Source organism: Streptomyces sp. NPDC001700, assembly GCF_053596435.1.
On sequence record NZ_JBSFGE010000007.1, the window covers coordinates 270217 to 283399 of the forward strand.

Annotated in this window: 13 protein-coding genes and 1 riboswitch; of the genes, 2 read left to right on the plus strand and 11 right to left on the minus strand. The window is 70.0% G+C overall.

What is annotated here, in order from left to right:
* Window positions 1-13 precede the first annotated feature (13 nt).
* The 11 genes from ACWC5C_RS16425 to ACWC5C_RS16475 all read right to left on the minus strand — a co-directional run bounded on the left by ACWC5C_RS16425 (window position 14) and on the right by ACWC5C_RS16475 (window position 11102).
* The gene (locus tag ACWC5C_RS16425) at window positions 14-889 is read right to left on the minus strand and encodes an SRPBCC family protein (RefSeq protein WP_450876043.1); all 876 of its coding nucleotides are present in this window, start codon (window positions 887-889) and stop codon (window positions 14-16) included.
* Window positions 886-1203, minus strand: coding sequence for an ArsR/SmtB family transcription factor (locus ACWC5C_RS16430; RefSeq protein ID WP_450876044.1), 318 nt, complete (start codon window positions 1201-1203; stop codon window positions 886-888). Before ACWC5C_RS16430 ends, ACWC5C_RS16425 begins: the two co-directional genes overlap by 4 nt.
* Before the next feature lie 48 nt (window positions 1204-1251).
* Entirely contained in the window at window positions 1252-1911 is a 660-nt protein-coding gene (locus tag ACWC5C_RS16435) for a trimeric intracellular cation channel family protein (protein ID WP_450876045.1), read from the minus strand.
* Window positions 1912-1952: 41 nt separating this feature from the next.
* Entirely contained in the window at window positions 1953-3038 is a 1086-nt protein-coding gene (locus ACWC5C_RS16440; protein WP_450876162.1) for an ABC transporter ATP-binding protein, read from the minus strand.
* A 56-nt stretch (window positions 3039-3094) separates the two neighbouring features.
* Entirely contained in the window at window positions 3095-4225 is a 1131-nt protein-coding gene (locus ACWC5C_RS16445; protein ID WP_450876046.1) for an ABC transporter ATP-binding protein, read from the minus strand.
* Window positions 4222-5220 (minus strand): ABC transporter permease, encoded by a 999-nt coding sequence (locus ACWC5C_RS16450; RefSeq protein WP_385448769.1) that lies wholly within the window; start codon window positions 5218-5220, stop codon window positions 4222-4224. The genes ACWC5C_RS16445 and ACWC5C_RS16450 overlap by 4 nt, the downstream gene beginning before the upstream one ends.
* A 132-nt stretch (window positions 5221-5352) precedes the next feature.
* The gene (locus ACWC5C_RS16455; RefSeq protein WP_450876047.1) at window positions 5353-7122 is read right to left on the minus strand and encodes an ABC transporter substrate-binding protein; all 1770 of its coding nucleotides are present in this window, start codon (window positions 7120-7122) and stop codon (window positions 5353-5355) included.
* A gap of 86 nt (window positions 7123-7208) precedes the next feature.
* Window positions 7209-8213 carry an ABC transporter permease gene (locus ACWC5C_RS16460; protein ID WP_450876048.1) on the minus strand — a complete coding sequence of 335 codons (1005 nt, stop codon included), beginning with the start codon at window positions 8211-8213 and terminating at the stop codon, window positions 7209-7211.
* A gap of 322 nt (window positions 8214-8535) precedes the next feature.
* Window positions 8536-9291 (minus strand): enhanced serine sensitivity protein SseB C-terminal domain-containing protein, encoded by a 756-nt coding sequence (locus tag ACWC5C_RS16465; RefSeq protein ID WP_450876049.1) that lies wholly within the window; start codon window positions 9289-9291, stop codon window positions 8536-8538.
* Between the two features lie 154 nt (window positions 9292-9445).
* Entirely contained in the window at window positions 9446-10243 is a 798-nt protein-coding gene (locus tag ACWC5C_RS16470) for an enhanced serine sensitivity protein SseB (RefSeq protein ID WP_450876050.1), read from the minus strand.
* Window positions 10244-10382: 139 nt separating this feature from the next.
* Window positions 10383-11102: an AAA family ATPase gene (locus ACWC5C_RS16475; protein WP_450876051.1), complete on the minus strand. Its 720-nt coding sequence runs from the start codon at window positions 11100-11102 to the stop codon at window positions 10383-10385.
* Window positions 11103-11265: 163 nt separating this feature from the next.
* A riboswitch (glycine riboswitch) is annotated at window positions 11266-11379 on the plus strand.
* A 193-nt stretch (window positions 11380-11572) separates the two neighbouring features.
* Between ACWC5C_RS16475 and gcvT the strand changes: the two genes are divergently transcribed.
* Entirely contained in the window at window positions 11573-12700 is a 1128-nt protein-coding gene (gene gcvT, locus ACWC5C_RS16480) for a glycine cleavage system aminomethyltransferase GcvT (RefSeq protein ID WP_450876052.1), read from the plus strand.
* 96 nt (window positions 12701-12796) lie between these two features.
* Window positions 12797-13174 (plus strand): glycine cleavage system protein GcvH, encoded by a 378-nt coding sequence (gcvH, locus tag ACWC5C_RS16485; RefSeq protein ID WP_450876053.1) that lies wholly within the window; start codon window positions 12797-12799, stop codon window positions 13172-13174.
* Window positions 13175-13183: the final 9 nt, after the last annotated feature.

A 13183-nucleotide genomic window follows, 5' to 3' on the forward strand; every position in this document is an offset into this window, starting at 1 on the left:
CGGCTCGCGACCGTCAGCCGCGCATGCGCAGGAGTTTGGCGGCTAGGAGGGTGATGTGGTGGCGCCAGGAGGTTAGGGCTGCGGCGCGGTCCGCCTCCGTGTTCGGGGGGCCGGTTTGGGTGAGGATCAGGCGGGCGCCGTGGCCCGTGCCCTCGGTCAGGTGCCAGTGGACCTGGCCTGCGGGGCGGCCCTCGTGTTTCCAGGTGTAGGACAGCTTCCTCGGCGCCTCAGACTCGGTGATCGGGCCCGCCTCTACGGCGTCCGTGCGGAATCCGAAGGGGACGGGGGCGCCTACCGTGAGGGCCGTCGCGGCCTGCTGGCCCGCCAGGGCCTGCCAGACCGTTTCGGCGGGGCGTACGAGCTGGCGCTCGAAGCGCAGTCGCCAGCCGCCGTCCTCGGTGGTCTCCACCGCGCCCTCGGCCAGGCCGAACGCCTCGACGTACGACTCGTGCAGCTCGGCCATGTCCCCCGGGGCCGCCTTCTCGCCGTCCAGCAGCGCGGCCAGGGCCGTGATACAGGCGTGCCAGCCGGAGGCGAAGCTCGCGGCGCCGAAGCGGTCGCCGAAGGTGTGGGTGAGGGTCAGCAGACAGCCCTCGCCGTCGGGGCGCAGCTCCCAGCGGAGCTGGTCCTCGCCCCAGGTGAAGGCGAAGACATGGGGCGGGTCCAGCTCGGTGATCACGCCCTCCATGTCGGGGGCCTCCCGGCCGGGGAAGACGAAGCCCATCCGGCCCCCGACCCTGAGGTCCACCCGGACCTCGGACGGGAACCAGTGGGCCAGCTCGGCCGGGTCGGTCAGGGCCTGCCAGACCTTCTCCGGGGAGTGGGCGATCCGGCGCTCCAGACGGAGGGCGGAGCGGCCGCCTCCGGGCTGGCTCAGGGTGTCCTTCATGGGGAGTCTCCGTCAGAGGCTTCGAGGTGGCGTTCCAGGGCGTCCAGGCTGTTCGTCCACAGCCGCCGGTACGGGGCGAGCCAGGCGTCGATCTCGGCCAGCGGCTCGGGGCACAGCTCGTACCACCGCCGCTGGGCGTCCCGGCGCACCCGCACCAGCCCCGCCTCGCGCAGCACCCGCAGGTGCTTGGAGGTGCCGGGCTGGGTCAGGCCCAGCTGGTCGGTCAGCTCGCCGACCAGGCGGGGGCGCTCCAGGAGGAGGTCCAGGATCTGCCGTCGGCTCGGCTCCGCCAGTACGTCGAACGGTATGGGCATGGGAGCTAATATAGCTTGATGGTTATATAGCCTCAAGGGGATGAATGGCTACGGCTCCTCCGTCGCCGTGCTGCGCCGGTTCCACGCCCTCGGCGCCCGCCACCCGTACCGCATCGCCGCCAGCCGCACGGCGAACGCCACCACCGCCGCGAGCGCGCTCGTCGCCCCGGTCAGCGCGTCGAGATGGAGGAGCAGCGCGGCTATGGACGCGCCCACGATGGCCGGTACGGCGTACAGGTCCCGGTCCCAGCGCAGCAGCGACGGCACCTCATGGGCGAGGACGTCGCGCAGCACGCCGCCGCCGACCGCCGTCGCCATGCCGAGGGTGACGGACGAGGTGAGGCCGAGCCCGTGCTGATGCGCCTTGACCGTCCCCTCGACGCAGAACAGCCCGAGCCCGGCCGCGTCGAAGACGCCCACCGCGCGGGTGATCCGCTCGACCTGCGGATGCAGGAAGAAGACGATGACGGTGGCGACGAGCGGGGTGAAGAAATAGGCGAGGTCGGTGAAGGCGGCGGGCGGCACCGCGCCGATCACCAGGTCCCGGAACACCCCGCCGCCCAGCGCGGTGGCCTCGGCGAGCACCGCCATACCGAAGACATCGAAGTTCTTGCGCACCGCGAGCAGCGCACCGGATATCGCGAAGACGAAGATCCCGATGACTTCGAACGCGTGCTGGACGGACGGGGTGACCAGTTCGATGAGCACCCGACATTGTTAGCAGCCGGGGCCACCGGCCCCGGCCCGTCTCAGCTCTCGGTCTTCTTCGTCGCGCTCCGCACCGGTCCGGCGACTTGACCGGGCACCTGACCAGGTGCGTTCTCCGGGTGGTGGCAGGCCACCTGGTGGCCGGTGGCGAGCGCCACCAGCGGCGGTTCCTCCCGCTTGCACACCTCGGTCGCCTTCCAGCACCGGGTGTGGAAGCGGCAGCCGGACGGCGGCGAGATCGGCGAGGGGACATCGCCCTTGAGCAGGATCCGCTCGCGCTGGGCGCGCCGCCGGGGGTCCGGCACGGGCACGGCGGAGAGCAGCGCCTTGGTGTACGGGTGCATCGGGGTCTCGTACAGGGCCCGGCGGTCGGCCAGTTCGACGATCTTCCCGAGGTACATCACCGCGATCCGGTCCGAGACGTGCCGGATGACGGACAGGTCGTGCGCGATGATCACGTACGTGAGCCCCAGCTCGTCCTGGAGGTCGTCCAGCAGGTTGACCACCTGGGCCTGGATGGAGACGTCCAGCGCGGAGACCGGCTCGTCGGCGACGACCAGCTTGGGCTTGAGGGCGAGCGCGCGGGCGATGCCGATGCGCTGCCGCTGGCCGCCGGAGAACTCGTGCGGATAGCGGTTGTAGTGCTCGGGGTTGAGGCCGACCAGCGCCAGTAGCCGCTGCACCTCCGCCTTGATGCCGCCCTCCGGGGTGACGCCCTGGAGCTTGAAGGGCGCGCTGACGATCGCGCCGACCGTGTGCCGGGGGTTCAGCGAGGAGTACGGATCCTGGAAGATCATCTGCACGTCGCGGCGCATCGGACGCATCGCGGCGGTGCCCAGATGCGTGATGTCCTCGCCCTGGAACTCGATCTTCCCGGAGGTGGGTTCGAGCAGCCGGGTGATCAGCCGTCCCATGGTGGACTTGCCGCAGCCCGACTCGCCGACCACGCCCAGGGTCTCCCCCTGGCGCACGTCGAAGTCGAGGCCGTCGACCGCCTGCACCGCGCCGCTCTGCCGCTGCAGCAGCCCCTTCTTGATGGGGAAGTGCTTGACCAGGCCGGACACCGTGAGCAGGGGCTCGGGCGTGGTGGTCGCCTGCTCCGGGACCGTCTGCTCCGGGACCGTCATCTTCGTGTCCTTCGTGGCCTTCGTGGCCTGCGTGCCCTGAGGGCCCTTCGTGTCCGTCACAGCTTCGGCGCAATCTCTTCGGTCCAGATCCGCGTACGGTCCTCCTGCGCCATATGGCAGGCGGAGAAGTGCCCGGCCGCGCCCGGAACCACCCGCAGCTCCGGCCGCTCGGTGCGGGTGATCCCGCCCTCGGGGACGTCGGCGTACGGGCAGCGCGGGTGGAAGGCGCAGCCGGACGGCACGTTGATCAGGCTGGGCGGGGAGCCCTTGACCGGGATCAGCCGTTCGGTCTGGTCGCGGTCGATACGGGGCATCGAGCCCAGCAGCCCCCAGGTGTACGGGTGCTGGGGCTCGTAGAAGACCTTCTCGGCCGGTCCCCGCTCGACGCACCGGCCGCCGTACATCACCAGCAGGTCGTCGGCGAGTTCGGCGACGACGCCCAGGTCGTGGGTGATGACGATGACCGCCGAGCCGAACTCCTTCTGCAGATCCCGGATGAGGTCGAGGATCTGCGCCTGGACGGTGACGTCGAGGGCGGTGGTCGGCTCGTCGGCGATCAGCAGCTCGGGGTTGTTGACCAGCGACATCGCGATCATCGCGCGCTGCCGCATGCCGCCGGAGAACTCGTGCGGATAGCTGTCCACCCGCTTGTCCGGCTGCGGGATGCCCACCCGGTCGAGCATCTCGACCGCGCGCTTGCGGGCGACGTCCTTGCTGACGTCGTGGTGGACCTGGTACGCCTCGGTGATCTGGCGGCCGATCGTGTAGTACGGGTGCAGCGCCGACAGCGGGTCCTGGAAGATCATCGACATCTCGCGGCCGCGCAGCTTGCGCACCTCGTCGGGGTCGGCGCCCAGCAGCTCCTGCCCGTTGAGCCAGATCTCGCCGGAGATCCGGGCCTTGCGGCGGCCGTACTGCCCGGCGGTGTGCAGCCCCATGATGCCGAGCGACGTCACGGACTTGCCGGAGCCGGACTCGCCGACGATGCCGAGGGTCTTGCCCTTCTCCAGCCGGAAGCTGAGCCCGTCCACGGACTTCACCAGACCGTCGTCGGTCGGGAAGTGGACCCGCAGGTCGCGCACTTCGAGGAAGGCCGTCGGGGCGGCCGAACCGGCCTCGGCCACCTCGCCGACCGCCGTGGCCGAGGGCTCCGCCACGGCGGTCTCGGGCTTGTTCAGATCGGTCATCCGAGCCTCACTCGTGGGTCGATGACGGCGTACAGGAGGTCCACGACGAGGTTGGCGAGCACGATGCACAACGCGGCGATCAGGGTGACGCCCAGGATGACCGGGAGGTCCTTGTCGCTGATCGCGTTCACCGCGAGCCGCCCGAGGCCGGGCAGGTTGTACGTGCTCTCGGTGAGCACCGCGCCGCCCAGCAGCGCGCCCAGGTCCAGGCCGAGCAGGGTGAGGATCGGGGTCCAGGTGGAACGCATCGCGTGCCGCCCGATGACCACCCGCTCCCGCAGCCCCTTGGCGCGGGCGGTGCGGATGTAGTCCTCGCCCATGATCTCCAGCATGGTGGCGCGGGTGAGCCGGGCGTACATGGCGGCGTAGAGGAACGCGAGCGTGATCCACGGCAGGATCAGGGACTCGAACCACTTGGCGGGGTCGTCGCCGAGCCCCTTGTAGTCCACGTCGACCCACTTCAGCTGGTAACTGAAGATCGCCAGCGAGAGCAGACCGGTGAAGTAGATCGGCAGCGAGACACCGGCGAGCGCGGTGGTCATCGCCGAGCGGTCCCACAGGGTGCCCCGGCGCAGCGCGGAGACGACGCCCGTGGTGATGCCGCCGACCAGCCACAGCAGGCAGGCGCCCGCGGCGAGCGAGAGGGTGACCGGCATGGCGTCGGTCAGCTGCGGCCAGACCGCCTGCTCGGTGCGGAAGGAGTAGCCGAAGCAGGGCCTCGCGCAGTGGGTGACATCGGCACCGTTGGCGTAGTCGCGGCCGACGAACAGACCCTCGACGAAGTGCCAGAACTGCAGCAGAAGCGGATCGCTGAGCCCCAGCTTCGTCCTGATGCCCTCGATGGCCTCGGGGTCGGCCTGTTTGCCGACGAAGAGCAGCGCCGGATCGGAACCGGCCCACTTCGGGATCACGAAGAAGATGGCGAAGGTCGTCAGCGTGACGACCAGCAGCATCATGACGACGGCGAACAAGCGCCGGATGACGTAAGCAAGCACTGTGCGCGGCCCGGTGGCGGTGCCGGAACCCCGGGGTTACGGGGTCCCGGCACCGCCACGCGTGGCCATCACCTGCCCTTCGGGCCTATCGGATGAAGCGACGGTGGGGGTGGGGTGGCTGGTGGCCGACCGTCACTTGACGACCCCGAGGGACACGTAGTCGTACCGGCCGTTGTAGGCCGCGGACGAGTAGGCGTTGGTCAGCCGCGAGCTGCGCCAGGTGATGTTCTTCTCGTACAGGAACGGCATCGACACGGCCAGGTCGGCGACCTTGTGGTTCATGTCCGCGTACAGCTCACCGGCCTTGGCGGGGTCGGTCTCCTTGAGCGCGTCGTCGAAGTCCTTGTTGATCGCCTCGTCGTTGGTCTCGGAGACGTTGTAGTTACCGGTCTGCTCGATGAAGCGGCCGTCGTACAGCGGGCGGGAGAAGCCCTGGCCGGTCGGGAAGTCGGGGCCCCAGCCGGTCATGCTCATGCCGTAGCCGCGCTTCTTCATCACGGACGGGGAGCCGGTGATGCTGGCGGACGAGGCGCCCTCGATCTCGTTGATGTCGAGCTTGATGCCGACCTTGTTCAGCGACTCCTGGAGCGCCTCGGCGGCGGCCGTCTCGTTGGGCTGGTCGACCCGGGAGACGATCTTGGCGGAGAAGCCGTTCGGCTTGCCGCACTCCTTCAGCTCGGACTTGGCCTTGGCCAGGTCCGCCTTGCCCTTGCGCTTCAGGACGCCGTACGGGTCGTAGTCGTCCGAGCCCTTGACGCTCTTGGGGAGCATGTTGGGGGCGAGGTCACCACCGGCCTGCGGGCCACCTCGGGTGGTCTGCAGCTGGGTGTAGTCGGTCGCGTAGAAGACCGCCTTGCGGCAGTGGACGTTGTCGAACGGCTTCACCTTGGTGACGAGGTCGACGTACCGGACGAAGCTCGTCTCGATGTTGTCGACGTTGCCCTTGTGCTCCTTGAGCGCGGCGGCGCGGCCGGACTGGCTCATGCCGGTGGCGCTGAGGAAGACGTCGTAGTCGCCCTTGATGAGCAGCTTGTCGATCGCCTCCAGGTTGGAGTTGAAGGTGACCGTGACCTGGTCCGGCAGGGCCGCGCGGATCGGGTCGGACGACTTCTTCCACTTGTCATTGCGCACCAGGGCCAGGCTCTTGCCCGGGGTGTACGACTTGAGCTTGTACGGACCGGAGGAGAACGGCCGGTTGGTGTACTGCGCGCCGGTGTCCTTCTCCTGCTTGACCGGGGAGCCGGTGGGCATCGCGAGCATCTGCTCGAAGTCACCGTTGGGCTGGTCGAGGCGGAAGACGATGGTCTTGTCGTCCGGCGTCTCGATCGTCTTCAGCCCGAGCTTGTCCTTGGACTTGTCCTTGTACGGGCCCTTGTACTCGCCCTTGGGGTCGAGGACCTGGCGCAGATAGCCGGGGCCGCCGGAGACGACGTCCTTGGCCCAGATGCGCTCGATGCCGTACTTGATGTCCTTGGAGGTGATGGCCGAGCCGTCCTCCCAGGTGATCCCGTCGCGCAGGGTGTACGTGTACGTCTTGCCGCCGTCGGTGATCTTGCCGGTGGAGGTGGCCAGGTCGGGGACCAGCTCGTTGGAGGCGTTGCCGGGCTTGGGCGCGTACGTGATGAGTTGACGCGAGTAGAAACGCGCGAAGTCCCAGGCGAAGCCGTAGTACTGGCGCTGCGGGTCGAGCGAGTCGAAGTTCTGCTTGTTGACGAACTTCAGCGTGCCGCCCTTCTTGGTGGACTCGTTGGCGACGCCCTTCATCCCCGCGTTGAATCCGGCACCCGAGCCTTTCTCGTCGTCGCTGCCGCCACCGCACCCGGCGACGGTGGCGAGCAGGGCGCAGACGACAGCCGTCGCGCCGACGATCCGGCTGCTTCTCGACGAACGTAGGGATTTCATGGGTCCTGCAACCTCCGGGATAGCGGTACGTGGCATGGCGCGGGAAAAGCTTCGGGGTGCCGCCTGAGCTGCGCGGCCGGGGCACCTCATCGGGTGCCCTTGGGGTCGAGGGCGTCGCGGACGCCGTCGCCGAACAGGTTGAAGGCCAGCACGGTGATGAAGATCGCCGCACCCGGGATGATCATGAACATGGGATCGTCCTCGTAGGTGCCCACCGCCTTGGAGAGCATCTGCCCCCAGGACGCGGTCGGCGGTTTCACGCCCGCCCCCAGGAAGCTGAGGGCCGCCTCGGTGAGGATGTTGGTGGGGATCATCAGCGTCGCGTAGACGGTGATCGGCGCCACCAGGTTGGGCAGCAGTTCCCGGAAGAGGATGTAGCGGCGGCCGGCGCCGAGGCTGCGCGCGGCCTCCACGTACTCCTTCTCGCGCAGCGACAGCGTCTGGCCGCGCACGATGCGGCCGACGTACGGCCAGCCGAAGAAGCCGATGACCGAGACCAGTACCGCGATGCGCACCCCGCTGCCGGTCAGACCCAGCAGGTCGTTGGGGAGCACCGAGACCAGGGAGATGATGAACAGCAGCTGCGGGAAGGCCAGCAGCATGTCCATCACCCGGCTGATCGCCGAGTCCACCCAGCCACCGAAATATCCGGCGATGATGCCGAAAATGGTCCCGAGGACGACGGCGACCAGGGCGGCGAGGAAGGCCACCAGCAGCGAGATCCGGGCGCCGTAGACGACCCGGCTGAAGACGTCACGGCCGTTGGAGGGCTCGACGCCGAAGAGGAAGTCCGAACTGATGCCGCCCAGGCTGCCCTTGGGGGTGCCGAACAGCGGGTCGATCTCCTCCTGGTGGAACTCGTTGGGCGGGTGGCCCAGCAGGCTCACGATCAGCGGCGCGAAGATCGCCACTAGCACGAGAAAGACGACCACGGCCCCGCCCGCAAGCGCCAACTTGTCGCGTTTGAGGCGTCTCCAGGCGATCTGTCGCAGCGATCTTCCCTCGACCGACGCCTTGACCACATCCGCCGCTACATCGGCAGTCGCGACCGGCTCTGCGTCGGCGCTCGTGCCGTGCAATGGTGCCGTCATCGTGGTGGGGACCCCTCTCGACCGGCGGTGACCGGTCCACGGCTCGCCGCTGTGGCGGCTTAAGTTCACAAGGTGAGCGAAAGGGGTCGTTATGCGGAACCGCGCCCCTTGGAGCGGGAGTCTTCATCGCGTTTGTGATCACCCGCCAGTACCCACGGGCAATGGATGCCTAACCGTGATGTGCGGTAAGCGGTTCCGGTATACGGACAGTTGTGACACGAGAACGCATCAGTAACAACCGCCCCACTGCGGGCAGTTCGCAGGTGGGGCGGTATAGGGCGGCTTCAGGCCACGGTGTCAGTACGCGTGACGCGCCAAGGGCTCAGTACGCGTGACGCGGCGGCGGATAGCCGTACCCGTACGACGGGGGCGGCGGGGCCGGGGGCGCGGCGGCGTGGGCGTCACGGTCGAAGAACGGGCGGGCGTGGGCCCGCATCCACATCGCCACCGGGTCGTGCACGTCCGACAGCTCGACCGTCGATACCGGCAGCCCGTCGGGCACCACGCCGACCGACTGCTGCATCATCAGCCGCACCGATTCCACGGCCTGCTGGCTGTTGTCGTACAGATCCAGCCCGATGGCCAGATACGGGGCGCCCAGCGCGGGCTGCACCCAGGCGCGGCGCAGCGAGCGCACCGCGGCGGTGCGGTGCGCGTTCTGCCCCAGCAGGGCGTAGAACTGGGGGATCTCGATGGCCGGTTCGGTCAGCCGCAGCGGACCGGCGGGCAGCCGGTCAAGACCGCCCGCGATGCGCCGCAGATCGAGCCAGGGGATGCCGACGCCGCCGCCGTGGGCGTGCGGGTTGAGCCACAGGCCGTAGTGGTCGCGGTAGAGCGAGTCGGCGATCCGCCGCGCGTCCACCACCTCATGCGCGCGATTCCAGCCACTGGCGGCGAGTTCCTGGGCGGAGGTCACACACGGCGCGTAGCCGTGGCCGTCCATGTCCATGTTCCCGTACTGGGCGTCGGGAGCGCCGGGAGCGCCGTTCCACAGCAGCATCCAGACCTGGCCCTCGGCGAGGGCGTGCAGCAGCGCCTCGTAGGCGTCGTACCGGCCGGGAGCTACCTGCTGCAGCATCCGCTCGACCTGACCGGCAGCCGCCCCCCAATCCGCGCCCGCGCTCACCTGGGTCCGCCCCTCTCTCGGCCTTGCCCGCACTCATCGGGACGCGCGCCGCCCCGTCTGGTCATCCAACCAGCTTACGGGCCCCGGTGGCCGTCCCCGGGGTGCGTCACAGGTCACGGTCGTAGAACGGCCGTACGCGCTCCAGCATCCAGGTGGCCACCGGGTCACCCTGCGCGACGTCCAGCGCGACGAGCTGAACGGTCCACGGGACCGGCACCGCGCCGAGCGCCCGGCCGAGCGCCTCCACCGCGAGGGCCTGCCCTTCGGGGCCCGGCGCGTCCAGTTGGACCCCGACGAACAGCGCAGGCTGATCACCCTCGACGCTGGCCAGCGCGCGCCGCGCGGTGCGTACCCCGGACTCCGCCCCGAACTCGATCCCGGCGGCGGCCAGGAAGTCGACCGGCTCCTGCTGCCAGTCGGGCTCGAACAGCCGCACCCTGCCGCCGCGCGCCGGGCCGTCCAGCTCGCTGCGCCCGGCCTTGCACAACTCCTCGACCGCGGCCGGCGGCAGCGGGACGCCGACCGGCCCGTCCGGGTTCACCGCGATGCCGAGCTGCGGCGGCAGCCCACGGGCGAACTCGACGGCCGGGGCGACCGTGAACGACATATGGCCGCCGACGATCTGCAGGAACTGCTGCTCGGAGCTGAAGACCGGCACATACGCCTGGCCCTCGATCTCCATGGTGGGCAGGTCGAGGTTGCGGCTGTCGGGGCCGCCGCCGTTCGGCAGCGGGATCCAGAGGTGGGCGCGGGCGAGCGTCTCGACGATCCGCGCTCCGGCTCCCGGAACCCCGATCGAGGCGGCGAGCACCTCTTCCAGCTCATTACCGGGGAACGCGGGATAAGCGCCGTCGGGAAATCCTCCGTGAGCGGGGGTTATGCCCTGGTGCTCCGGAATACTCATCTTCGTCCCAACCGCCATCTCGTCCGACCTGCACCAGCACCCTAACGGCTGTGCGGCGGAAGGCCATGGGCCGCCCGGGCATCTCCACAGCACTTCCTCACACAGCGGCGCGACAGCACTTCCTCACACGGCGGTGCGGTCACTCGAAGGAGATGCCCCGCAGCATGCTCGCGGTCGCCCGGTCGAGCAGCACGGCGGAAGCGCAGCCCTCGGGCGGCTGTCCGCCCTCCACCCGCGCCACCAGCCGCCCCATCGCCCGCAGGTGCCGCGCGAAGGCGAAGCCGGAGACCCCCCGGCCGCGCGCCGCCTGGCCCTCCAGGGCGACGGCGGGGTCCACGTCCAGCAGCACCAGATGCAGGCCACGGCCGGTGCGCCGGGCGTCCCGGGCCAGCCAGCGGCGCACCCAGGGCTGGGAGCCGCAGTCGTGGACGACGACGCTCGCGCCCGAGCCGAGCGCCCGGCGCAGCCCCGCGTAGTGGGCGCAGCGGACCAGCGGCCGGTAGACGGCGTACGGCAGCCAGCCGGGCATGCGTCTTTCCCAGGCCTCCCGGGTGCGCTGCGAGTCCACCCGCGCCACGGCCGTCCCGCTCGGGTCGTGGCCGGGGACCACCCGGTTGATCAGGGTCGACTTGCCGCTGCCGGGCAGTCCGGAGGCGATGATCAGGTCGCGCGCCGGGTAGTGCAGCTCGGCCTCCACTCCGCCCCGCAGGTCGTGCACAGGGGCGCGGCGGCCCGGTCTGACCGGGCCGCCGGACGTGCCGTCCGGCGCGCCGCCGTCCGGCGCGCCGTCTGACGGCGTCCGCTCCTGCCGCGCGGGCAGGGTTCCTTGGGTTGTCGCGTATGTTCCCTGCCCGTGCACCGTGATCGTCCTCCAAGGTCGGTCAAGCGGCTCCGTACCCCGAGAGTGTCAAGAAAAGGTAATGCCCATCAAGGAGGCCCGTGCGCGACGCCGCTCACAGATCGGGGGTTCCGTTCTGGAGCGGACGTGCGATGATGTCCGCGCCAACTGCATACCGGCCGCTTGAATCCGCGCGGGAGAGTTCTCGGGCACCGGCGAATCCGCCGGGTCTCGTCCGAGGCGCCGAAGGAGCAAGTCCTCCCTTGAATCTCTCAGGCCCCGATACCGCACGGATGAGGCAGATCTGAAAAGCGGGCCACTTCAGGTGGCCCCACCCAAGGTGCAAGCCGGACCAGCCCGCCGCGCGGGAAGGTCACGGCGAACCTCTCAGGTTCCGATGACAGATGGGGAGGACGCGTGTGCCGTCCTTGTCGTCCCCTCCGGCCCGCCCGTCCCGTCATCGCCGTGATCATGCCCCTGGGAGCTGAACCATGACCGACGCCCCGCCCACGCCCCGCCGCACCGCGCTGGACGCGGTCCACCGTGCGCTCGGCGCCACCATGACCGACTTCGCGGGCTGGGACATGCCGCTGCGGTACGCGAGCGAGCGCGACGAGCACACGGCGGTGCGCACCCGCGCCGGGCTCTTCGACCTCTCCCACATGGGTGAGATCGCTCTCACCGGGCCGCAGGCCGCGGACGCCCTCGATTACGCCCTGGTCGGCCAGCTCTCGGCGGTCGCCGTGGGCCGCGCCCGCTACACCATGATCTGCGACAGCGAGGGCGGCATCCTCGACGACCTGATCGTCTACCGGCTCGCCGAGCAGGAGTTCCTGGTCGTGGCCAACGCCTCGAACGCCCAGGTGGTGCTGGACGCGCTGACCGAGCGCGCCACCGGCTTCGACGCCGCCGTACGGGACGACCGCGACGCGTACGCGCTGATCGCCGTCCAGGGGCCGCAGTCCCCCGGGATCCTCAAGGGGCTGACCGACGCCGACCTGGACGGGCTGAAGTACTACGCCGGGCTGCCGGGCACCGTCGCGGGCGTGTCCGCCCTGATCGCCCGCACCGGCTACACCGGTGAGGACGGCTTCGAGCTGTTCGTCGCGCCGGACGACGCCGAGCGGGTCTGGCAGGCGCTGACCGAGGCGGGCGCCCCGGTGGGCCTGGTGGCGTGCGGGCTGTCCTGCCGGGACACGCTGCGCCTGGAGGCCGGGATGCCGCTGTACGGGAATGAGCTGACCACCGACACGACCCCGTTCGACGCGGGGCTCGGCCGGGTCGTGAAGTTCCAGAAGGCCGGTGACTTCGTCGGACGCGGACCCCTGGAGGCCGCGGCGCGCGAGGCCGAGGCCCGGCCGCCGCGCACCCTGGTCGGCCTGGTCGCCGAGGGCCGCCGGGTGCCGCGCGCCGGATACACCGTGCTGGGCCCGGGTGGCACCGAGATCGGCCGGGTCACCTCGGGCGCCCCGTCCCCGACGCTGGGGAAGCCGGTCGCCATGGCGTACGTCGACGCGGAGCACGCCGCGCCCGGCAGCCCGGGCGTGACGGTGGACATCCGCGGTACCCGGGAGCCGTACGAGGTCGTCGCGCTCCCCTTCTATCGCCGCGAGCGCTGAAACCTCCCGCGCGCCTTCCCGCCTCTCCCCAGTGATCCGTCCCACCGCTTAAGACCCGTTTCCCAAGCACTCCCCCCTATCCAGGAGAATCGGACCATGAGCAACCCCCAGCAGCTGCGCTACAGCAAGGAGCACGAGTGGCTGTCGGCCGCCCAGGACGGCGTGTCGACGATCGGCATCACCGAACACGCGGCCAACGCGCTCGGCGATGTCGTGTACGTCCAGCTCCCGGATGTCGGCTCCACCGTCGCCGCCGGTGAAACCTGCGGTGAGCTGGAATCCACGAAGTCGGTCAGCGACCTGTACGCGCCGGTCTCCGGCGAGGTCACCGAGATCAACGAGGACGTGGTGAACGACCCGGCGCTGGTGAATTCCGCCCCCTTCGAGGGCGGCTGGCTGTTCAAGGTGAAGGTGACGGACGAGCCGGACGACCTGCTCTCCGCCGAGGAATACGCCGCCTTCTCCGGAAACTGACCCTCTTCT